This window comes from Nostoc sp. TCL26-01 (assembly GCF_013393945.1).
Classification (GTDB): domain Bacteria; phylum Cyanobacteriota; class Cyanobacteriia; order Cyanobacteriales; family Nostocaceae; genus Trichormus.
Genome location: NZ_CP040297.1, coordinates 1,284,799 through 1,307,100, shown reverse-complemented (window position 1 = coordinate 1,307,100; position 22,302 = coordinate 1,284,799). Strand labels below are relative to the sequence as shown.

The 22,302-nt window shown below is 41.6% G+C and carries 23 protein-coding genes and 2 tRNA genes; 11 read left to right on the top strand and 14 right to left on the bottom strand.

Going from position 1 to position 22,302, the window contains the following annotated elements; translation table 11 throughout:
- Positions 1 to 142 precede the first annotated feature (142 nt).
- The 3 genes from FD725_RS05570 (at position 143) to FD725_RS05560 (ending at position 3,464) form a co-directional block, all read left to right on the top strand.
- Positions 143 to 526 carry a VOC family protein gene (locus FD725_RS05570; RefSeq protein WP_179047206.1) on the top strand — a complete coding sequence of 128 codons (384 nt, stop codon included), beginning with the start codon at positions 143 to 145 and terminating at the stop codon, positions 524 to 526.
- A 58-nt stretch (positions 527 to 584) separates the two neighbouring features.
- Positions 585 to 1,475, top strand: a complete 891-nt coding sequence (gene ylqF / locus FD725_RS05565) for a ribosome biogenesis GTPase YlqF (RefSeq protein ID WP_179047205.1) — start codon at positions 585 to 587, stop codon at positions 1,473 to 1,475.
- 348 nt (positions 1,476 to 1,823) lie between these two features.
- Positions 1,824 to 3,464, top strand: a complete 1,641-nt coding sequence (locus FD725_RS05560) for an adenylate/guanylate cyclase domain-containing protein (RefSeq protein WP_179047204.1) — start codon at positions 1,824 to 1,826, stop codon at positions 3,462 to 3,464.
- Between the two features lie 14 nt (positions 3,465 to 3,478).
- Here FD725_RS05560 and FD725_RS05555 read toward each other — a convergent pair whose 3' ends face one another.
- The 7 genes from FD725_RS05555 to FD725_RS05525 form a co-directional block, all read right to left on the bottom strand.
- Positions 3,479 to 3,724 carry a hypothetical protein gene (locus FD725_RS05555; protein ID WP_179047203.1) on the bottom strand — a complete coding sequence of 82 codons (246 nt, stop codon included), beginning with the start codon at positions 3,722 to 3,724 and terminating at the stop codon, positions 3,479 to 3,481.
- Between the two features lie 652 nt (positions 3,725 to 4,376).
- The gene (gene rdgB, locus FD725_RS05550; protein ID WP_179047202.1) at positions 4,377 to 4,961 is read right to left on the bottom strand and encodes an RdgB/HAM1 family non-canonical purine NTP pyrophosphatase; all 585 of its coding nucleotides are present in this window, start codon (positions 4,959 to 4,961) and stop codon (positions 4,377 to 4,379) included.
- Positions 4,962 to 5,055: 94 nt separating this feature from the next.
- On the bottom strand, positions 5,056 to 6,492 hold the full coding sequence (locus FD725_RS05545; protein ID WP_179047201.1) for a phosphoglucomutase/phosphomannomutase family protein: 1,437 nt from the start codon (positions 6,490 to 6,492) through the stop codon (positions 5,056 to 5,058).
- Between the two features lie 312 nt (positions 6,493 to 6,804).
- A complete protein-coding gene (locus FD725_RS05540; protein ID WP_179047200.1) occupies positions 6,805 to 7,290 on the bottom strand; it encodes a plasmid segregation centromere-binding protein ParR in 486 nt (161 codons plus the stop codon).
- 5 nt (positions 7,291 to 7,295) lie between these two features.
- The gene (locus FD725_RS05535) at positions 7,296 to 8,444 is read right to left on the bottom strand and encodes a ParM/StbA family protein (RefSeq protein WP_179047199.1); all 1,149 of its coding nucleotides are present in this window, start codon (positions 8,442 to 8,444) and stop codon (positions 7,296 to 7,298) included.
- 223 nt (positions 8,445 to 8,667) lie between these two features.
- Positions 8,668 to 9,285: a DedA family protein gene (locus tag FD725_RS05530; RefSeq protein ID WP_179047198.1), complete on the bottom strand. Its 618-nt coding sequence runs from the start codon at positions 9,283 to 9,285 to the stop codon at positions 8,668 to 8,670.
- 210 nt (positions 9,286 to 9,495) lie between these two features.
- Positions 9,496 to 10,572, bottom strand: a complete 1,077-nt coding sequence (locus FD725_RS05525; RefSeq protein WP_179047197.1) for a Gfo/Idh/MocA family protein — start codon at positions 10,570 to 10,572, stop codon at positions 9,496 to 9,498.
- A gap of 711 nt (positions 10,573 to 11,283) precedes the next feature.
- On the opposite strand from FD725_RS05525, the gene queC reads away from it, so the two are divergent.
- Complete coding sequence (gene queC / locus FD725_RS05520; protein ID WP_179047196.1) at positions 11,284 to 11,961, top strand: 7-cyano-7-deazaguanine synthase QueC; 678 nt, start codon at positions 11,284 to 11,286, stop codon at positions 11,959 to 11,961.
- An 86-nt stretch (positions 11,962 to 12,047) separates the two neighbouring features.
- Here queC and FD725_RS05515 read toward each other — a convergent pair whose 3' ends face one another.
- Positions 12,048 to 13,397 carry a hemolysin family protein gene (locus tag FD725_RS05515; RefSeq protein WP_179047195.1) on the bottom strand — a complete coding sequence of 450 codons (1,350 nt, stop codon included), beginning with the start codon at positions 13,395 to 13,397 and terminating at the stop codon, positions 12,048 to 12,050.
- A 45-nt stretch (positions 13,398 to 13,442) separates the two neighbouring features.
- A complete protein-coding gene (locus FD725_RS05510) occupies positions 13,443 to 14,141 on the bottom strand; it encodes a hypothetical protein (RefSeq protein ID WP_179047194.1) in 699 nt (232 codons plus the stop codon).
- A gap of 203 nt (positions 14,142 to 14,344) precedes the next feature.
- Here FD725_RS05510 and FD725_RS05505 point away from each other — a divergent pair.
- Positions 14,345 to 14,417: transfer RNA gene (locus FD725_RS05505), tRNA-Ile, on the top strand.
- 86 nt (positions 14,418 to 14,503) lie between these two features.
- On the opposite strand, the gene FD725_RS05500 is transcribed toward FD725_RS05505, so the two are convergent.
- The gene (locus FD725_RS05500; protein ID WP_179047193.1) at positions 14,504 to 14,941 is read right to left on the bottom strand and encodes a hypothetical protein; all 438 of its coding nucleotides are present in this window, start codon (positions 14,939 to 14,941) and stop codon (positions 14,504 to 14,506) included.
- Between the two features lie 101 nt (positions 14,942 to 15,042).
- Here FD725_RS05500 and pyrE point away from each other — a divergent pair, with 101 nt between their 5' ends.
- The 4 genes from pyrE to FD725_RS05480 all read left to right on the top strand — a co-directional run bounded on the left by pyrE (position 15,043) and on the right by FD725_RS05480 (position 18,387).
- On the top strand, positions 15,043 to 15,663 hold the full coding sequence (pyrE, locus tag FD725_RS05495; protein ID WP_179047192.1) for an orotate phosphoribosyltransferase: 621 nt from the start codon (positions 15,043 to 15,045) through the stop codon (positions 15,661 to 15,663).
- A gap of 98 nt (positions 15,664 to 15,761) precedes the next feature.
- Positions 15,762 to 16,355, top strand: a complete 594-nt coding sequence (locus FD725_RS05490) for a Uma2 family endonuclease (RefSeq protein ID WP_179047191.1) — start codon at positions 15,762 to 15,764, stop codon at positions 16,353 to 16,355.
- A gap of 41 nt (positions 16,356 to 16,396) precedes the next feature.
- Positions 16,397 to 16,990, top strand: coding sequence for a Uma2 family endonuclease (locus FD725_RS05485; RefSeq protein WP_179047190.1), 594 nt, complete (start codon positions 16,397 to 16,399; stop codon positions 16,988 to 16,990).
- 215 nt (positions 16,991 to 17,205) lie between these two features.
- The gene (locus FD725_RS05480; RefSeq protein ID WP_179047189.1) at positions 17,206 to 18,387 is read left to right on the top strand and encodes a M20 family metallopeptidase; all 1,182 of its coding nucleotides are present in this window, start codon (positions 17,206 to 17,208) and stop codon (positions 18,385 to 18,387) included.
- A gap of 86 nt (positions 18,388 to 18,473) precedes the next feature.
- Here FD725_RS05480 and FD725_RS05475 read toward each other — a convergent pair whose 3' ends face one another.
- The gene (locus FD725_RS05475; RefSeq protein WP_179047188.1) at positions 18,474 to 18,857 is read right to left on the bottom strand and encodes a DUF4359 domain-containing protein; all 384 of its coding nucleotides are present in this window, start codon (positions 18,855 to 18,857) and stop codon (positions 18,474 to 18,476) included.
- 123 nt (positions 18,858 to 18,980) lie between these two features.
- Here FD725_RS05475 and FD725_RS05470 point away from each other — a divergent pair.
- A tRNA-His gene (locus tag FD725_RS05470) sits at positions 18,981 to 19,053 on the top strand.
- A 719-nt stretch (positions 19,054 to 19,772) separates the two neighbouring features.
- Here FD725_RS05470 and gatC read toward each other — a convergent pair.
- The 3 genes from gatC to FD725_RS05455 form a co-directional block, all read right to left on the bottom strand.
- On the bottom strand, positions 19,773 to 20,063 hold the full coding sequence (gatC, locus tag FD725_RS05465; RefSeq protein ID WP_179047187.1) for an Asp-tRNA(Asn)/Glu-tRNA(Gln) amidotransferase subunit GatC: 291 nt from the start codon (positions 20,061 to 20,063) through the stop codon (positions 19,773 to 19,775).
- Between the two features lie 160 nt (positions 20,064 to 20,223).
- Complete coding sequence (locus FD725_RS05460; RefSeq protein ID WP_179047186.1) at positions 20,224 to 20,745, bottom strand: photosystem I assembly protein Ycf3; 522 nt, start codon at positions 20,743 to 20,745, stop codon at positions 20,224 to 20,226.
- A 37-nt stretch (positions 20,746 to 20,782) separates the two neighbouring features.
- A complete protein-coding gene (locus tag FD725_RS05455) occupies positions 20,783 to 21,463 on the bottom strand; it encodes an SOS response-associated peptidase (protein ID WP_179047185.1) in 681 nt (226 codons plus the stop codon).
- A 203-nt stretch (positions 21,464 to 21,666) separates the two neighbouring features.
- Between FD725_RS05455 and FD725_RS05450 the strand changes: the two genes are divergently transcribed.
- Complete coding sequence (locus FD725_RS05450; protein ID WP_179047184.1) at positions 21,667 to 22,299, top strand: glutathione S-transferase family protein; 633 nt, start codon at positions 21,667 to 21,669, stop codon at positions 22,297 to 22,299.
- Positions 22,300 to 22,302 lie beyond the last annotated feature (3 nt).

Sequence of the window (22,302 nt, the reverse complement as noted above, 5' to 3'; positions counted from 1 at the left end):
TTTGGATGGGTGGATAGGCTTTTTTTGAACGCAGAGGGACGCGGAGGTTAGCGCAGAGGAATGAGGAGGTTTTTGAGGAGAGTTTGCTAGGAGTGGAGGAAATGGTGTAGTGAGTTAAAGTATGTAATTGGTAGTTGATATTATGGGTTTTGAATATACAGATACAATTGTGGCGATCGCTACGTTAAATATTGAGAAATTGGTAGAGTTTTACACTAACTTATTAGGACAAGAACCAATAACTTTTATCCCTAATGTGTATGCTGAATTTAAGTTTAATAGTTGGCGTTTAGGGATTTTTCAACCTCAACAAACACATGAATCAGAATTTCCCCACTCAGACAAGAATCGAATTAGTTTATGCTTAGAAGTGAGTAATCTAGAAGAGGCGATCGCTCACTTAACAAGTATAGGTTTTCCCCCACCAGGAAAAATAGCGATCGCCTCTCACGGTAAGGAAATTTACGCCTACGACCCCGATAACAACCGCATCATTTTACATCAGGCGATAACAAGTAATAATTGAACTCAGCACGGGCTGAACGCCCCGCTACCGCTAACAGCACTCATCACTCATCACTCATATGTCTTTAACAAATAACTATAAATTAAACCTAATTCAATGGTATCCCGGTCATATAGCCAAGGCAGAAAAGAATCTCAAAGAACAGCTATCACGGGTAGATGTGGTATTTGAGGTTAGAGATGCGCGGATTCCTTTAGCCACATACCATCCGCAAATAGATGAATGGGTGGGAAGTAAAGCGCGAGTTTTGGTGATCAATCGGTTAGATATGATACCAGGACAAGTGCGATCGCTTTGGGAAAAATATTTCCAAAACCGTGGGGAGACTCCCTATTTTACCAACGCTCAACACGGTCAAGGTGTCGTTGCCGTAGCAAAAGCAGCTCAAGCAGCTGGTGTAGAATTGAATCAGAGAAGACGCGATCGGGGAATGTTACCCCGTGCTGTTCGTGCTGTAGTCATCGGTTTTCCTAATGTCGGCAAATCAGCCTTAATTAACCGTCTCCTCGGGAAGCGAGTCGTCGAAAGTGCGGCGCGTCCTGGGGTAACTCGACAACTACGTTGGGTGAGAATTTCTGACGAGTTAGAATTATTAGACGCGCCTGGTGTGATTCCGGCTAAGTTTGGCAATCAAGATGCGGCTGTAAAATTGGCAATTTGTGATGATATTGGCGAAGCATCTTATGATAATCAACTAGTCGCTGCCGCATTAGTAGATTTACTGAATTTTCTCCTAGAACAAGCTGGTGAAATACTACCAAAATCACCTTTATATTCACGTTACGAACTTGACTCCATACCCCACACCGGAGAAGCATATCTACACGCTTTAGCCGCACATCGTTATCAAGGCAATGTGGAAAGAACTGCTAGACAACTGTTAACAGATTACCGCAAAGGCTTGTTAGGAACTCTACCCCTGGAATTACCGCCTAACCTATTTTCTTGATTCCTCAGAAACATCGGTGTGAGAGTGTGAAGGCAACTTAACAGTTATCAGTAAACAGTTATTAGTCAAGATAATTGGGTTTAAGTCCCCCACTATATCAGCGTTAACTGACAACTGACAACTGGTAACTGATAACTGATAACTGATTTATCCCCTGTGTGTAAAGACGATAATTTGTCGCGTCTTCCTGATTCCGGTGCAATGTCTTGAAAATAAAAGTAATATTTATTACATCCAGTTGTCGTAATGCCATGAACAGTGCCATAAAGAAATGGTAAAGAATTTGTGAATATCCTTTATCTCAAATAACTTTGTGTTCTCAATCCCCAGGATCGACATATCACACCCATGACTCAACTGACTTTACGCCTACAACAAGGAGATACGGAAACAACTGTTACTGTGGAGCAAGATATCTTCACAATTGGACGGTTGCCAGAATGTGATTTATATCTACCTTTTGGGGGTGTTTCTCGCAAACACGCTCAACTTGTAAAAAAAGCTGATAGTACATGGATCATTAAGGATCTGGGTAGTAAAAATGGTACGCAAGTGAATCAAAATACTGTTAACAACACTCAACAGTTACAGCATGGAGATGTCATTTGGTTAGGAAATGTGAACTTGGTAGTGTCGTTACAAGCTCCTGTGCCATCATATCCGCACAAACACGTAGAAATGGCAGCAGATGGAGAACAAAGAACAATTTTTCGTAATGTCAAACAACTACAACAACAATGGATAGATGCTGATAGCCATGATGGGAACATTGGTAATAAAGATAAAACAATTGCTCGTCTCAAAGACCTAGTAGACATAGCTAAAAATCTCTGTGCAGCAGCATCCATAGAGGAAATTTTTTCTCAGGTGCAACAGGTGGTTTTTCGCTACCTCAGTAGTATTGACCGATTGGCATTGCTAATTGATGTTGGTGGTTGCGGTCATTTAGAGTTAGTTAATGCTGGTACTAGAAGCATGACGCAACAGAAGTATTTACTAGCTGATGGTAGTTGGATTAGTCGGACTATCTGTCAAAAAGTATTTGCAGAAAAAGTCGTTATCCAAACTGCTGATACCCACAAAGATGAGAGATTTTCTAGCGAACACAGCATTTTACTCAAAGGCATTCGTAGCGCTATGGCTGTCCCATTATGGGATGAAAATAAAGTTGTAGGTGTGCTGTACGCTGATGCTCATTTATCTTCTTATCATTGGGCCAATGAAGGTGAAGAAGAACTCAGCTTTTTTTCCGCCTTAGCAAATCTTGTGGCTTCTAGCGTGCAACGTTGGTTATTAGCTGAAAAACTCAAAACCGAAGAAGTAATTCGTCATCGTTTAGAACGATACCATTCCCCCGCAGTTGTTCAACAATTAATTGCCGTTGGTGGTTCACCAGACGGACGTTTACCCCCAGCAGAAAGTGAAATTAGTATTTTGTTTGCCGATTTAGTTGGCTTTACAGCAATTTCGGAAAGATTAACACCAACAGCGATCGCTCAATTGTTAAATAATTTATTTGAAGAGATGCTGCAAGAAGTTTTTGCTTATAGCGGCACTTTAGATAAATATATCGGTGATTGTATTATGGCTTTTTTTGGCGCTCCCGAACCCCAGGCAGACCACGCTGATCGCGCTACAGCTGCGGCTAAAGGTATGCTCAATCGTATGGAACGCCTCAATGCTAATGGTTTCTGGCAAGAACCCCTACAATTACGCATTGCCATTAATAGTGGTAAGGCAGTTGTGGGCGATGTTGGTAGTTCCCAAAGGGTAGAATACACAGCATTAGGAGGAACGATTAATCTAGCAGCACGTATGGAAGGAGTCTGTCCCCCCAGCGAATGCGTTATTAGTGAAGCTACTTATCAATTACTATCGCAACATTCTGATTTTCACGAAATGGGGAATCATCGTTTTAAAGGTATTGATAGATTAGTCAAAGTCTATCAAACAAAATTACAACAAGTGACAACAATTATTAGTCATTAGTCATTGGTCATTGTTTATAATTTTTTATCGGTTATTTCTGGATTGGATGGTTTATCCTGCTTTTTCTTTTTGATTAATTCCATATAGATATTAATCTCATCAACTTCTATATCATGCTCAATTCTGGTTACTCGCCAATTCTCCTTTTTTAGGTAAATTTCCTCTCCTACTCTGGGAATAAATTGGAGATCATAGAACTTTTTCACAAAATCTTTTTGGTTTTCTTCCCATAAAACAACTTTGACTACTTCTCTGCTCATGAGTTATCCCTTTTTTGAGATTAAATGCAACTCAATAACTTGAGGACATACAGCAAGTCTACCTCACCAATTCAACTTCATAGCGTAGTTAAAACCACATTATCAAACAGAATTCAGGAGTCAGAAGTCAGAATTCAGAAGTCAGAATTCAGGAAGTGTAGGTTGGGTTAAGCGCAGCGCAACCCAACATAGATCAACGTGAGTGCGATAAATCTTTTTTGACCTCTCCCCCAACCCCTCTCCGACGCACAGAGGGCAGGGTGGTTTCATACGAAAAAAGAAAAATACATACATCTTGATTTGTCGCTTTGTAGCAGAAGTTTTGACCCCTCTCCAAACCTCTCCCCCACGGGGGGAGAGGCTTTGAAACAAAGTTTTGTTTTTTCTCTGTTTGTATGAAACCACCCTGCTCTCCGACGCGGAGAGGGGAGTAGAGATCATAATATATCAACGAAAAATGAGGGTTTTAAAGCCTCTCTCCTTGTAGGGGAGCCAGTTGCGTGGGCGGGTTTCCCGACTTGAGCAAACTGGCGTGAGAGGTTTGGAGAGGGGTTTTTTCTAGTCGTCGAACTCACGTTAGATCAAGGTATTGGGTTTCCTGATGTCAACCCAACCTACATCTGTGTTAGCCTGTAGTATGAGAATCTGAATCTCAATCAAAGATCGATAATTTTTCTATTTGGGGCAGTAAAGCGGCAAAAGCTTTACCACGATGACTAACTGACTTTTTCAAGTCTGGTGTCATCTGGGCAAAAGTTAATTGCTTTTCGGGGACATAAAAAATCGGATCATAACCAAAACCACCATCACCAATAGGTGTATGCAGAATTTCGCCGTGACAAATACCTTCTGCTTGTAGTACGATCGCCCCATCAGGAGATGCGATCGCCACTACACACACAAACTGCGCTTGTCGATTCACTTCATTACCCAATTCCCGCAGTAATCGCGCAATTCGTTCAGAGTCAGTATTACTGTAACGCGCAGAATACACCCCTGGCGCACCATTCAAGGCATCTACTTGTAAACCAGAGTCATCAGCGATCGCCCAATTTCCCGTTGCTAGAGCAATCTGAGAAGCTTTCAGACAAGCATTAGCCGCAAATGTCTCCCCCGTCTCTTCAATTTCCAATTCCGCCGGCTTCAGTCTCAATTCCCAGCCAGTATTCACCAGATAAGCCTGCATCTCTCGCAACTTACCCTGATTACCTGTTGCTACCACAAGAAGTTTAGTCATTAGTCATTAGTCATTAGTCATTAGTCATTAGTCATTAGTCATTGGTCATTCGACTTCCACTCAGCACTCAGCACTCCCTCACTCCCTCACTCCTTCACTCGGCCCACTGTTTCGCCCAAGCTAGGGTTTGATGCACTTCTTCCAGGGTGGAGGCTTCGCAGTAGAGGCGTAAGACTGGTTCCGTACCACTGAAGCGAATCATTAACCAGCTATTATCCGCTAGGCGGTATTTGTAGCCGTCGATAGTGTTACAGTCAATAACTGCTTTACCTGCGATTTCGGTGAGGGGTTGGGTTTGGAGTTGTTGCAGAAGACGCGCTCTTACATCCATACTTGCTAGAGGTAAGTCGATGCGATCGTAGGCGGAAGTAAAGCCTGTTTCCTGTTGTAAGTGGCGATAATAATCTCCTAAATCTTGCCCAGATTCGACAATGGCTTCTAAGACGTACAATGCTGCTAAAAGGGCATCCCGTTCGGGTATGTGGCTTCCGTAACCGATTCCCCCTGATTCTTCTCCACCTAATAATACTGGTGCAGCTAACATTCTGTCAGCGATGTATTTATAACCTACGGCTGTTTCAAATACTGATAAGTTATGGAGTGCAGCCACTTTAGGAATCAAATCGGAACCACTAACAGTTTTGACGATTTCCCCTGTAAAGTTGCGTCTACTCTTTAAGTGGTCAATTAAGATGGGGATTAAAATTTGCGAACTTAAAAAATTAGCTTCTCCATCGACTGCGGCAATGCGATCGCTATCACCATCAAATACAAATCCTACCGCTAAACCTGATTTATCTTGCTCTCGATGATTGCGGATCATCTCAAATAATTTTGTCAAGTATTTAGGCAAGGGTTCCGGCGCACCACCACCAAATAAAGGATCGCGATCGCTGTTAATTTCTTTCACGTTTTCACCTAGCAATCGCCCCAAACCGCTTGCTGCTGCACCGTGCATCACATCCGCAAATACAGTGACTTTCCCAGAAGCGATCGCTTGTTGAATTTTGCCAATATCAACTTTACTTTTTAAACCTTCTGTATAACTAGGCCAAGGATCAAAACTTTCCAATTTACCAGGAGTTGTTGCGGGTGGAACTCCCTGTAGTAGCAGTGCTTCAATATCTTTTGTCACTTCTGGCGATACTGAACCACCAAAATAACCCTTGACTTTTAAGCCCAAATATGCGCCAGGATTATGACTAGCTGTAATCACCAGCGCCCCCAAAGCATTGAGTTGTTTAGCAGCCCAACTAAAAGCAGGAGTAGGAGCATAGCTTTCACTGAGCAAAACATCAAATCCGATAGCAGTCACAGCATCAGCCACAGCACGGGCAAAATTTTCTGCCATAAACCGGCGATCATAACCCACGATAATTGTGCGGCTACCCACGCTTGAAAAATACGTATCATATAATACCTGTGCTGCCACTGGTGCGACCAAAGCTAGGCGTTCAAAGGTGAACTCATCACCAATCACGCCCCGCCAGCCATCTGTACCAAACTTGATTGAGCTAGCTATAACTGCCATTGGGGTATCCTCAGCCTACACTTGAGGATTTTAACATCATGTACAGTTTAGTGAGTAGTGAGTGATGAGTAGTGAGTGCTGATACCAATTCAAAATTCAAAATTCGTCTTGAAAAGTTTCCTACGGCGGGAAACCCGCCTACAGAACTTTCCGCAAAATTCAAAATGAAGAAATAATAACTCTTGCCTAATGACTATTGACCAATGACTATTGACCAATGACTATTGACTCTTGCCCATTAAATTAATAATCCTTAATAGTAAATACTATTAAGGACACTAGCTCAATATTACTCACAACAATGGCTTGTCACTAAAAATCATCAAGATATTGACTTAAACGACTGATTAAAGGGTCAACTTCTTCCTGAGAATTCACAGCATAGGGAGTATTGACTACATCTACGGCTGGTGCTGATTGAGGTTGATGGTAAACCACAGGTCGTTCTGTGACGATAATTGCTAGATGCGCCATTTGTTGTGTTAGTTGCAAAATTTGGCGTTCCAGCGCTTCTAGACGATGAGATTCTTTGGCAAAAAAACGTTCCTCAAGGTCACGTACTTGACGTTGCAACTCATCGATTTTTTGTTCAGCCGATTCTGTTACTGCCGTCTTGAGACCAGGTTTTACAGATTCCGGTACGCATAAAGATTGCCATAAGGCCTCTTTACAGAGGTCGCTAAAAGTCTTGTCTGGTTGTTTTTCAAGATAGCTTTCTACAACCGCTAACAAACTCTCATCAGCGACTCCTGGATTGAACGTGACCGATTTAACTACCTTTTTTGACCATTGGAACATTCTTTTTAAGCCCTAGAAGAGCGACTGGAGGATAATTGGGCCTCTCCATAAATATACTGCCCCAAGGCGTTCGCTTGTCTAGAAGGAGCAGCTAAGTGAGCATTAATTTTGGCTTCTTTGAGTAGACGTTGCACATCTTCCCAGAAAAACTCACCACCACCACCAGTGATAATCACATCGGTGACACGCTCTGGCAACCAAGCTAACACACGGCTGCAAATTTCTCTGGAAAATTGCTCTATCAAGTTGGGTAGGAAATCATCAAGGTTAGCTGGCTTACTAGCACCTTTGGGACGATAAAAACGTTCGCCTTTGGGTTTATTCACAGCTGAGATTAATGCTAAAGATTGGCTATCTGCGCCTTCGATTTCGGCTGCTACTAGTTCATAGAACTTATTCATCCCGAAGTCTTCACTCTTAGAAGCACCTCTAGCAAAGCGGAAATTGTCCACCATTAATAAATCGATGGTTTGATGACCGATATCGACAATTGCCACAGAAATTTTTGTAAAATCGGGGCTAGTACCACCTTTCTTGGGTTGGGCTTCTGACCACAGAAGACTACCATAACCTTCTGGCATCACCCAAACCTTAGTGATATTTAAAGCTACAGACTCGCCACGGAAATTTAAAACATGAGGCCCTGTAACTTGACTAATTAATTGTGCTTTTTCTCGCTCAAATTGTTCTAAAGAGAGAAAAGGTAAACCCAGCACCACAGAAATTTCATCTTTGAGTTTGAAGTAGCCAGCACTTGCCAATACCTTGATAATGGCATCCTCAACTTTAGATTGACCGACTCCCAAATTAGCCCCAAAATCTGCTGCTAGTTGACCGACGGCATAGCCTTTGCCTTGATACTCCAGCCATAAGTCCATTAAAGGATCAGTAGCACGGGCTTCAAAAACGCCCCCGCGTACTTGCTCGATGGACATTTGCTTAACGTTAGCAGGTACAAACACCACGTTATTGGGTTCGCGGCTGACACAAGTTTTGGTGGAAGTTCTGCCTAAATCCACACTGAGAATAGATTTGCTCGAACCATTGCTGGGCTTACTAGCTGGAGCAGCGTTAATTGGGGTAGATGCTGACACTCTGTTTAAAGGGATGGCAGCAGCATTCATCGGGGTTGCGGCGGAAGGTTGGTCTGTCATATTAAAGCTCCTAGTCCTACTTACCTGTAAAAAGTTATCATGCTCGTCGTACAAACATGGGGGATACCAGAAATTTTTAGTCTCGTCAAGTGTAGCTACAAATACGCCAAATTTTAAAATTTTAGTAAAATTTAGGCGATCGCTTCGTCAGCATTATTTGGCATAGTGTAGGCGAATTTTTACCAGATGTAACCCCCACGTGCAAATTTAAAGCTACTTTACGTCAAATTCTGGTATTTCTACGCTTACGATTGAGTATCCAGATAACAAATGCCAAAACCAAAGTCCCTAGAACGATTTTGGATACAGGGGCAAGGTACTTATCCACAAGTTCATACTGACTACCCAAAACGTATCCTGAGTATGTTAGCAAACCCACCCAAGCAGCGCTACCTAAAGTTGTATAAAATAAAAAAGGTAGCAGAGGCATATTGCTAACGCCTGCTGGTACGGAGATGAGGGTACGCACTCCTGGAATTAGCCGACCAATCAAAACTGCTTTATTGCCTTGAGTGTCAAACCAGCGTTTTGCTTTGGTAATATCCTTGCTAGATACGCTAATCCACTTACCATACTTATCAGCTAACTCTCTTAAACGTCTCTCACCCAGAAATTTTCCTGGGTAGTACCAAACCAGCGCACCGACGACAGAACCTAAAAGTCCAGCCACAAACACGCCCGTCAGATTGAGTTTGGAGCCTGGCAGATTAGCTGTATATCCTGCCAGTGGCATGATTAATTCTGAAGGAATTGGTGGAAATAAATTCTCTACGAACATCAGCAGAGCAATTCCCCAATAGCCCAGGGATTCGATAATATTTTTGATCCAATCAGATGACATGGATTCGCTTATTGAAACTGCTTAAATATTTTCGTTGCTAAGTTTAACCTGTGTTTTCAAAAAAGCAGGAGGCTTTTGGACGGGAGAGGGGAAGATGGGGGGAGTGGGGGATGGGGGGAAAGAGTAATTAAGTAATTTTCTCCTTGTCCCCTTATCTCCTTGTCTCCTTGTCCCCTTATCTCCTTGTCCCCTTATCCCCTTCCTTGTCTCCTAAACAGTTGGTGTCAATGATTGGACTCTCGATTCAGATTGCCAATCTGAGGGGTTCCATACCCGTTCTTCTAATGCCATCTGTTCGATTAAGCTGGCTAATCTCAGAGCTTTGAGGGCTTGTTCACCACCAACTGAGGGTTGATTCCCACCATGTACACAGTTGACAAAATGCTCTAGTTCTGCACTTAGGGGTTGAATATTAGTGGTGTAGACTTTCTCAATTAAGCCGTCTTGTCGATAATGACGATGGTCATTGAGAGAGTTAGCGGGGGTTTGACGATGAATCAAAATTTCATTTTTGAGAAAATCTGCTTCCGTAAAAGAGTTTTTGCAGTGGGCGACAATGCGGCGAATTTTCCGGTGGGTGACTTTGCTGGCTGTGAGAGTAGCAACAATCCCATTGGCAAATCCAATAGTCGCAGTTACGTAATCTAAGTAACCGGAGTCTAAAGCACGAGTCCCACTGGCGGTTAACTTAGTTACTGGTGAGGCTGCCAATTCCAGGAGCAAGTCAATGTCATGGATCATTAAATCCAGGACTACCGAAACATCATTAGCTCTGTCTGAATAAGGACTCATGCGATGAGCTTCTAGGGCTAAAACTTCTTCAGTTTTCAGCACCTTATTCAGTTCGCGGAATGCTGGGTTGAACCGTTCAATATGACCTACTTGCAAAATACACTGTGACTCGGCAGCAGCATTGACTAGCGATTCTGCTTCAGAGATACTAGCAGCGATCGGTTTTTCAATTAAAACGTGAATTCCTGCCAACAGACAGTTAATACCGACAGCATAATGTAAGCGAGTGGGGACAGCTACACACACTGCTTCCACGTGAGGAAGCAAGTCACAATAATCCTCAAAAAAACGCACCTTATATTTGCTGGCAGTTTCTAAGCCTCGTTCGACATTGATATCTGCCACTCCGACTAGTTCAACATCCTTCATTGAACTGAGTACACGGGCATGATGTTGTCCCATGTTACCCACACCGATTACGCCTATGCGAATCGGTCGTGGCTGGTTGCGCTGTGTATATGAATTTGGTTCTGCCACTGACATGCTATTTTGCACTATTGTTCTCTCCTCAACCACCAAATTTAGAGACGCTATGGCCGTTGGCGTTTATACTGAACAGCCAGTTATGATCCGTCTAAAACCATCCAGATGGTAACATAGAGGCCTTGTTTATGAAGAATTTCAAAGTTTGCAATCAGTTCCCGTAATCGGGATGTGTTTTGTATCCACAGTCCTCAATTACTTTGTTCTCTGTCAGGTTACATAAAACAAGTTGCATCTTTTAACTACATTCAAAAACACAGTAATACCTAAATGCAAATTCTTGAAAGACTTTTAAGCAATCAAGTATCTAGATGGATAATTAATAATTTTATTGTTAGTAAAATTACCAATTAATATAAATGATACACGGAGATGGACAAATAAAAAAAGATTTATTTAAGACTTAGGCATTATCAAAGATTTTTTATCCTTTTTTGTCAATGGTCAACAGTCCAAAGTCCAAAAATCTTGATTTTTACTTTTGACTTTGGATTTTTGACTACTCAGAGTTATTGGTGTGGGAAATGAGTTTCAATAGACGCAATCAACTGAGTCTCTATAAGGTATTTCTGGATTGATATCACATTATGAATGTCTAGGTAAACAATGTGATTTGGCTATTTGTGAGGCAATACAACTTCCTGAAGCAGAGTATTTTGTATTCCTTTTAACAGAAACTAGAAGTGTAATTGGGCAGTTAATCATCTAGAATTTGCAACGGAAATGAAAGCTGTAATTTTATTGTCTGGCGGATTAGATTCTTCCACAATTCTCTACCAAGCTAAAGCAGATGGTTGTGAGTGTTACTCTATTGCGTTTGACTATCAGCAAAGACATCGACGGGAATTGCACTCAGCTTTTCTGGTAGCACAAAAAGTGGGAGTAGCACAACATCGGGTAGTTAATTTTGACTTGCGACAGTGGGGTGGTTCGGCATTGACGGACGACAAAATTGATTTACCCCAAGAGCGTTCTTTAGATGAAATGTCACAAAATATTCCGATTACCTATGTACCTGCACGGAATACTATTTTTTTAAGTTTTGCGTTGGCTTATGCTGAGGCGATCGCAGCTCAACGAGTATATATCGGAGTTAACGCCCTAGATTATTCAGGATACCCCGATTGTCGCCCAGACTATATCCAGGCAATGCAAGAAGTATTCCGACTAGGAACCAAACAAGGACGCGAAGGTCAACCCATTCAAATTGTTGCCCCGTTAATTGAGTTAAAAAAAACCGAAATCATTCAATTAGGCAACCAATTAGGCGTTCCTTGGGAACTTACTTGGTCTTGCTACGCTGGTGGTGATGCGGCTTGCGGTGTTTGTGACTCTTGCCGCTTGCGTCTAGCAGCTTTTGCCGAATTAGGCTTACAAGATCCAGTGAGTTATGAGTGCTGAGTAAGGAGATAGGGAGATGGGGGGATGGGGAGATGGGGGGAAAGAAACTATATAAATACTCTCTCCTTGTCCCCTTGTTCAAATCTCTACCCCTCGTTTAAACGTCGGACTTGAATCTGATGCAGGCGTGGCCCGTCCATTGAGACTACGGTAAATTCGAGATTGTCGTAGCAGAAAATTTCGCCTTTTGTGGGCATTTTTTGCCATTGATAGAGCAAAAAGCCAGCTAGGGTTTGATATTCCCTGGTTAGGGGTAAATTGAGATGCAAGACTTGGTTGAGGTCTTCTAGGTTGATTTGAGCTTGGACTAAAAATGTCTGCTGATTTAACATCTGAATCAGCAAATCGTCGCTGCTGGGAGATGCGCCTGCGTTACCGATAATTTCGGCAATGACATCTTGGATAGTTACCAACCCTACAGTCCCACCAAATTCATCGACGACTATAACCATAGCAGGCTTCTCTTGCTGCATCATAGGCAATAGTTCACTTAAGGGTGTGTGTTCTGGGACAAACCGGGCGGGACGCATCCAAGATTGAATTTGGGTTTCTAAAGATAGTTTGCCAACGGCTAAAGGTTGGGCTAAATCTCGAAAGTAGACAATTCCCCGAATATCATCTAAAGAATCGCCAATCACAGGATAACGAGAGTGTCCAGTGGTGATCATTTCTTGCAGCAAGCTTTGGAAAGTAGCGTCGTTGGATAAAGCTGCAATTCCATTCCGAGGGATCATCACATCTTGGGCTGTCACGTCACCAAACTCAAAAATGTTGTTGAGTAGTTCTCGTTCTGCTGTTTGTAAACCAATAGATTCTCGTTCTGTAGAGATAATTATTTGTAATTCTTCTGGCGTTACAGGGGGTCGCCAACTTTGGCCTGTGTATTCAACACCAAAAAGTCGCAGCAGATAGCTGGTAGATTGATTGAGAATCCAGATTAAAGGGCGGAAGAAACGGACGATCGCTTTAACTGAAGGCCCTAAAAAACGTGCTAGCTGTTCTGAATATATTATGGCTATAGATTTAGGACACAGTTCACCCAAGACAATTTGCAGATAGGCAATGAGAAAAAAAGCGATGGGAATAGCGCAAGAATGAGCGAGTACATGACTCATATTTGCGGGTATGGGCAAAGATTTGAGTGATGCACTCACCAGCACAACAATCGAACTTTCACCAATCCACCCCAAAGCCAAGCTAGACAGCGTAATTCCTAATTGGGTTGTCGATAATAGTCTATCAATGCTCTTTTGCAGTGTTTCTACAGCGATCGCCTGCACATCTCCAGCCTTGACTAGCTGATGAATACGCGATCGCCTCACTGTCACCATAGAAAACTCAGCTGCTACAAAAAACGCATTAATCACAATCAGCAGCAGCACTGATAATAACCGCAGCCCCACATCCGTCAAGCTCAAATTAGGAAATTCATTCACTGCCAAAGCTCGTGCAACATATTATTTGGGACTAGCCTCTATCCCCTACCTTCCCACTGGAATATTTGATACCTCTAACTTCAATTTTTGATCGGGATAATCTGTAAGAGCGAGAGATATTTTCTTCACATCATCCAATAGCGCTGTGGGAATGCTGACTGTACCAGTAAATGCTGGGCCATTTGCGGGTAAATCTGCTGGTAAACCCTCTGTACTGGCGCTGAGTGTTCTCCCTTTATCATCTGTAACATCTAAAAAGCTATACAAAAAACGTACAGAATCAGCGCCTTTATTCTGCATTTTTACCTTTAATAGTAAATCGCCACCAGAATAACGGGCAGATTGCACGGACAACGTTACGCCTTCATTCTCGGCGGCTACTGGAAATCCAGGTTGGAGTTTCTCTTCAACTACCTGTGGGGGTTTTTCTTCTGGCTTCTGCTTTTTACCGTTAATATCTTCATCATCTTCGTTTGTCTCGTCGGATTTAGCAGCTTTGGTCTTACCGTCGATGCGTGACTTGACTACTTTGAGGATATCTTCCTCTTTCAGAAAAGCCACTGCACCTGATTGCGGGTTTGTCTTGCTGCTGGCAAACTTGCTTGTAGGACGACCATCAGGGGTTGTCACGCCTTTAAGTGCAGAACTTCCAAACGTAAATCCCAAAAATGCACTGACGGAACCCGCACCTAACATTAGAAATAACAAAACCAAAGTAAGAAGTACAGTAGAATTTATTCTCATTGCTGAAAAGCGATTGCAAAAGAATGCTGGTCTATCTTAGCTGGTCTATGTTAAGAGTGTTGAAGGTATGTACCTCAAACCTTAAAATAACTTAACTAATCATAGTCTCAACTGTTCTATAAATAAATTATGTAGTATAAAAATCTGAGAAACTATCTTTGATGGTAGACAAAAGATAAACTTAGGATACAATTTAAATTCAACCAGGGTTGGCCGAGCGGTTGAGGCAGCGAACTCATAATTCGCCCAAGGCAGGTTCAACTCCTGCACCCTGGATTACTACTAAAAGGTCAATAGTCAAAAGTCAATGGTCAATAGGTACTTGACTATTGACCATTGGTACATGATGTTTGAAAAAGACATCAACGAGGTATCGATGTTTCAAATCGAAACTCTGTCCCCATTTTCAACTTGTTAGCGTTCATGCGCGGGGACATGAGTAAGGATGTGTCGTAAGGATTGGGTAAGTCTGGTGTACGCAAATAGGGATCGTTGGTTGCTTGTTGTTTGAGAACATCTTGATAAAGCATATTCACCAATTCAGCATCACGGGCAATTTCGTTGTCTGTGAAGGAATCGCGGAAGATAGAGCCAGAAGTACCTAATAATGAGTCTAGCTGGCGTTTGGGTGTGTTATTTTCATAAAAATTGCGATCGTTGCGGAAATAAGCTCGCTCAAAAACATCGCTTGTGGTTTCATAGTTGGGTACTGGTGATTCAGCGCTCACCACTGAAGGAAAAGCTATGTTAGCAGCTAATAATACTACTAAGCTACTGAGAACTGGATATTTTATACCCATCTTTTTTACTCCTCAACTTTTGGGTAAATCTTAACTTATGCTTAATTTCAGAACTCCCATGAGTTCAACCTTTGGTGTAGCACAACTTTTAATGTTTTGTAATGACGTATTCTACTGAAAACCTTAGCCAGTCAGATATTTGGGCAGCCACTGCTGATGTCACCACTCTGCGCCAAAAACTCCTGGATTTATTTACCCAACTCGCCTATCAAGAAGGTGATTTTGTCCTTTCTTCTGGGCTACGTAGTTCTTACTACATCAATAAGACTCAAGTGACACTTCATCCCCAAGGTGCTTTAGCTGTTGGACGGCTGCTGTTTCCGCTTTTGCCAGCTGATACTCAAGCTGTAGCAGGTTTAACATTAGGTGCTGACCCAATTGTGACCGCAGTCAGTGTGGTGTCTGTGTATGAAAATCGACCGATACCAGCACTAATTATTCGTAAGGAAGCTAAAGGTTACGGAACAAGAGCATATATTGAAGGCCCTATTTTACCAGAGGGTGCAAAAGTAGTAGTTTTAGAAGATGTAGTGACTACTGGCCAGTCTGCCTTAAAAGCAGTTGAGCGTCTGCAAGCAGCAGGTTATACCATTGAGCAAGTAATTGCACTGGTAGACCGCAAACAGGGAGGCGCGGAGTTATATGAGTCGGTTGGCTTGAAGTTTACAGCCTTGTTTGCTATTGACGAGATTCAGCAAAGATACCGGGAATTAGGCAATTAGTTGACATACTCATCGAGGTTCTACGTCGGTGAGTATGTCAACTAGCAATCCTTTAGCGATCGCTCATAATAAAATAAAGCTTAATTAATCAAACACCTATGAAAACTGTCACCCTAAGCATACCTCCCAATGTAGGTTTAACAGATGAACAGTTTTATCAAATTTGCCTAGCCAATGACGAATGGCGGATAGAACTCACCGCCGAAGGAGAATTAATTCTGATGCCTCCTACTGGTGGTGAAAGTGGGATTAGAAATTCTGATTTAACTACAGATTTAAACTTGTGGAATCGTCAAACTAAATTAGGGAAAGTTTTTGACTCATCAACAGAATTTCACTTACCCAATGGTGCATATCGTTCCCCAGATGTGGCTTGGGTGAAACTAGAACGCTGGGAAGCATTGACGGCTGAACAAAAACGACGCTTCCCACCACTATGTCCAGATTTTGTGATTGAATTACGTTCTGAAAGTGATTCTTTAACAAAATTACGCTCCAAAATGCAGGAGTATCGAGATAATGGTGCGCGTTTGGGTTGGTTAATTGACCCTAAAACATTTTTAGTAGAAATTTATCGCCCTGGTGTTGAGGTAGAAATCATTAATTTCTCTGTTGATAACCCTCCACAACTTTCTGGCGAGGATGTGTTACCTGGGTTTATTTTGGATTTAAGCATTATTCTTAATCCATAGATATTGCTCATAATAAAATAAAGCTGATTAATCAAACACCTATGAAAACTGTCACCCTAAGCATACCCCCCAATGTAGGTTTAACAGATGAACAGTTTTATCAAATTTGCCTAGCCAATGACGAATGGCGGATAGAACTCACCGCCGAAGGAGAATTAATTCTTATGCCTCCTACTGGTGGTGAAAGTGGGATTAGAAATTCTGGTTTGACAGCTAAAATTTACAATTGGAATGAGCAAGCCAAACTAGGGAAAGTTTTTGACTCATCAACAGAGTTTCACTTACCAAATGGTGCTTATCGTTCTCCAGATGTGGCTTGGATGAAACTAGAACGATGGGAAGCATTGACGGCTGAACAAAAACGACGCTTCCCACCACTATGTCCAGATTTTGTGATTGAATTACGTTCTGAAAGTGATTCTTTAACAAAATTACGCTCGAAAATGCAGGAGTATCGAGATAATGGTGCGCGTTTAGGTTGGTTAATTGACCCTAAAACATTTTTAGTAGAAATTTATCGCCCTGGTGTTGAGGTAGAAATCATTAATTTCTCTGTTGACAACCCCCCACAACTTTCTGGTGAGGATGTATTACCTGGGTTTATTTTGGATTTAAGCATCATTCTCAATCCATAGGAGTCAATAGTCATTAGTCATTAGTCATTAGTCAGAGGCAATAGGTAAGAGTTATTATTTCTTCATTTTGAATTTTGCGAAAAGTTCTGTAGGCGGGTTTCCCGCCGTAGGAAACTTTTCAAGACGAATTTTGAATTTTGAATTGGTATCAGCACTCCCCACTCCCCACTCCCTTACTTATCATGGAAACAAAGCTCCTCAATTAATATCAAGCAATGCTCACTCGTATTAAAGACTTAGCCACCAAGTTAGCACCTCGCCTCATTGAGATTCGTCGTCATATTCATTCTCATCCAGAACTTAGTGGTCAAGAATATCAAACTGCTGCTTTTGTGGCTGGTGTCTTATCTTCTAGTGGTTTGCGTGTACAAGAAGGTGTTGGCAAAGTCGGTGTAGTTGGCGAATTGCATACTATCAGCAAGGATGAGCATTTCTTGGCTATTCGGACTGATATGGATGCTTTACCCATTCAAGAATGCACTGGGTTAGAATATGCCTCACGAAAGGAAGGGATGATGCACGCTTGCGGTCATGATGTCCATACTACCGTGGGTTTGGGAACAGCTATGGTATTGTCGCAGATAGCTGAGGAGATAGGCGGAAATATTCGGTTTCTTTTTCAGTCTGCTGAGGAAATTGCCCAAGGTGCAGGTTGGATGGTGAAGGATGGGGCGATGGAAAATGTCTCAGCTATCTTGGGTGTTCATGTTTTCCCTTCTATCCCCGCCGGCTCAATTGGGGTGCGTTATGGGGCTTTAACGGCGGCGGCGGACGATTTGGAGATTGTCATCATTGGAGAATCTGGACATGGTGCGCGTCCCCATGAAGCTATTGATGCGATTTGGATTGCAGCACAGGTAATTACTGCCCTACAACAAGCCATTAGCCGCACTCAAAATCCGTTGCGTCCGGTGGTGTTAAGTATTGGTAAAATTAATGGTGGCAGAGCGCCAAATGTGATATCTGATAAGGTACAGCTATGGGGGACAGTGCGATCGCTCCACCCAGAAACCCGCGCTCAACTCCCTAATTGGATTGATAAAATTGTCGCTAGTGTCTGCAATTCCTACGGGGCGCGTTATCAAGTCAATTATCGTCAAGGTGTCCCCAGTGTTCAAAATGATTATACCTTAACTCAGTTGTTGCAATCAGCAGCTGAAGAAGCATGGAGTAGCGATCGCGTCCAAGTTTTACCAGAACCGTCTCTAGGTGCGGAAGATTTTTCTGTTTATTTAGAACACGTCCCCGGCTCAATGTTCCGTTTAGGTGTAGGCTATCCAGACAGGATCATTAACTACCCACTGCATCACCCAGAATTTGAAGTTGATGAGTCGGCGATCGTCACAGGGGTAGTAACTATGGCATACGCTGCATATAAATACTGGGCAAAAGATTGAAGGAGATAGACTCTTAATAATATATAAACAGGGTAAATACACCCCGAATCTGAGGCTGATAGGCAAGCGAATTCTTGCTTTCAGCCTTATTGTTCTTCCGCGTTATAAGTATAAAAGTTATTGAATGCTCCTACAGTTTCAAATCTGTAAGCAGGTATCCAAGTACTGAGTTTGAATTCTGTCCGATAAATACTAAACAAAACAAAGTCTTGCCTTTCGGTTGTCGCTGAGAGAACTTCTCGTATTTGTGGATTAGCAGAGTCTACTAATTTGTCACATTTGGTATTGATTAACTTTTCGATCAGCTTTGATGTTTTATTGCAGACATCACTTTTTAAGTATCCTGTGAGCTTTTGTACAGCATAGTTTTCATATTCCACTTGATTAGGATTTGTTTTCGCCATTGCTACTCCCAACACAGCAGCTAATCCTAACGCTCCTAAATATGCCATGATGGTCAGGGGTTTCATACGTTCTAACTTTAATTCCCTAAATTGAGTTGAATTCCCAAGACTCTAAATTAACAAACTGCGTTCCAGCAAAAAGTTCTGGATCATTTCACTAAATAAGTGCTATAATCAGGATTGTCTGTGGCGAGCGTAGCCAAGTGGTTAAGGCAGTGGATTGTGGTTCCACCACTCGGGGGTTCAAGTCCCCTCGTTCGCCCTCTTTGCTAAGGAACAGCAAATAATAGTGAGCTAATCAATCAGGTAGCAGCTTTTATTGAGATAAAAAGCACTATCTAAATATTAATATATAAGCTGATTTTACAGATATGAAGGGAAAAGTATATTTATTTAATTAGTTCATTAGCAAGTTATACCAATTCAAAATTCAAAATTCAAAATTAAGAAAGCCAGATATCACAAGGGTTTCTAGGTTTGGCTCTGTAGCATTGTTTTTTAAAATTGGGATTAGGTGGAGTGTAAGCAAATGGCTCTTACAAACCCATGATAATTTGTGTTGGGTTACGTAAAGTCTGCACTCAACCTACATCTATAGGAATCTGATTTGATTACTGAACAGACTTGTTTAGCTACGTAACAGGCGACAGGTAACAGGTGACAGAAAAGAAGGAAATTAGAGGTGTACTGACTTTTTTGTGTAAGCACAGGCTACGCCAACAACAATCAAATATGATTCCTATACATCCATGTAAGTATAACCCTGAAAAGTAAATTGGGAACTCAGTCAACCTTCAGTTAATAAGTCTGAAATTTTCAGGTTATTACTTGCTTGTTGAGAGTTCCCAAAAATGTTATTTACTACTACTGCTAGTAAGCAAAATAACTGTTACTACACACTTTTACTTCTAACTAAAGAAGTAACTTTCAAATCCTTACCCATGAGGGAAGAGGGTTTTTACTGCTTTTAATGAAAAATAACTACTCGACATTGAGAATTTTTGGTACTCTAAAAAATTCACCTTCTTGTTCAGGGGCGCTATTCAAGATAGCGTCTCTTTCCGGATAGGGTTGTAGGTCATCTTCTCTAGTAACATTACTCATGTCAATAGCTCGTGTTGTTGGAGGTACATCACTTACATCCAGTTCACTTAGTTGTTGGACATAATCCAAAATACTGCCTAACTGAGTGGTGAATTTTTCTTCCTCTTCTGGAGTCAATTCTAAACGTGCAAGTAAAGCTACTTTACGGACTTGTTCACGGTCAATCATAATTGGTTATTGGTCATTGGTCATTGGTCATTGGTCATTGGTCAATAGTAAATCATTTTTTACTGTGGACAATTGACTATTGACTCTGGACAATTGACTATTGACTCTGGACAATTGACTATTGACTCTGGACAATTGACTATTGACTCTGGACAATTGACTAGAAGAATACGTCAATTTGCATTCTTCCAGTGGTTTTTAGCCAATTTTGGGCTTCGATGTAGTTGTTGGGAGCCATGCGTATGGCGCGAATCCAATAATCGGCGGCTTGATCAAAAAGTGCTTCACCACCATCATAATCTCCTGCTTCCTTGGCTTTTTCACCTTTGTAGTGATATATCACAGCAATATTGTTCAAAGCTTGGGGTAGACGGGGATTGAGTTCAACGGCTTGATGGTAAAATTCTAAAGCTTTTTCGTGATCACCATTACTGGCATAAATCAAGCCCATATTGTAGAAAATATAACCGCGATCATTAGTGTCTTCCTCTAGTCTGAGGGCTTCTTCATAGTATTCTAATGCCTCGGCATACTCTCCTTCTGCTTGGGCTGACATCCCATCACGGTAATAAACAAATGCTTCTTTAGCTTTTCTGTTAGCGGGCAGTATCTTGAGAATGATATCTGCCATAACTGTAAAGGATTTGTCAATAAAGTTATCGTTTTTCTGTGTTCTTGGCATATGAGCTTTTATGGTGTGTAGCTATTAGGTGGGTATTTTACTGCTTGATGGGGATGATACACTCTGGGCTGTTGTGTTTTGGGCTATTGACTATAGTGCTGACTGGGTGAGCAATCATTGCTGAGGCTGGGTAGGGAGATAATAAGTTTTGTAAGACTTGGGGATTTTGCTCTTGGGGGTTTAACCATAGGTCATAATCTTGAGGAGCCAGAATTACTGGCATCCGGTCATGGATGGGTTGGAGTAGTTCATTAGCTTGTGTTGTAATTATTGTACAGGAAGTGATTTCGTCATCTGTGGGCGATCGCCATTTTTCCCATAATCCCGCAAAACCGAATGGCTGTCCATCTTGTAGCTGAAAATAGAATGGTTGACGGGCTTTTTGCTCTGGCTGTTTTTGCCACTCATAAAAGCCATCAGCCACCACTAAACAGCGTCGGCGTTTAAATGCTGAACGGAAAGCAGGTTTTTCCGCAACAGTCTCGCCTCTAGCATTAATTAGCTTATTACCAATTCCCGCTTCTTTCGCCCATGAGGGTATTAAACCCCAACGCAATTGCCATAATTCTCGTTTGTCGCTTTCCGGGTTATGTACAACTGTCACTACCATTTGCGTAGGTGCAATGTTATATTGCGCCTCTAAATCCACAACTTGCTGGAGATGAAAAACTTCAGCTAATGCTGTTGCTGACTGGTTTAAAGTGAATCTTCCACACATATTTCTATTTTAGACTATTGCATCAATTAAAACATTTAAACATGGGAGTTAAATAATACTATTATTTTTATTTTTTCAAATAATTTATATTTAATAGAACAATCAAAAAAATAAAAAAATTATCCTGTTTTACAACAATCTTTTTGTAGGATATTGTATTTTAGACCGTTGTTCAGTAACACGTTCCGCATTATATTTTGTACATGGAAAACCTACAATTGTACGATTTTTTACCTTCAGGTAATGGTTATAAGATTAGGCTTTTATTAACACAAATGGGCATCCCCTTTGAGCGAATAGAAGTGAATATTTTAAAGGGAGAGAGTCGCACACCAGAATTTTTAAGTAAAAATCCTAACGGTAAAATACCAGTTTTAGAAATTGAGCCTGGAAAGTATCTAGCAGAATCAAATGCTATATTGCTTTACCTGAGCGAATATACAGAATTTCTTCCATATGATCGCTATTTAAAAGCCCAAGTCATCCAATGGTTATTTTTTGAACAATATAGTCACGAACCTTATATTGCCACAGCAAGATTTTGGGTGACTATTTTAGGTAAAGCTGAAGAATATCGTCTGGCTTTAGAACAAAAACGTGAACAAGGTTACGCAGCTCTCAAAGTGATGGAAAATCATCTGAGTGTTCATAGCTTTTTTGTCGGTGAGCGTTATACAGTTGCTGATATTGCGTTGTTTGCTTATACTCACGTTGCTGATGAAGGTGGATTTGATTTAACACAATTTCCGGCAATTCGAGCTTGGATAGAACGAGTCAAAGCCCAACCCGGATATATCAGTATTACTCATGAACCCCAACTTTGTTTTGATTGGTGATCA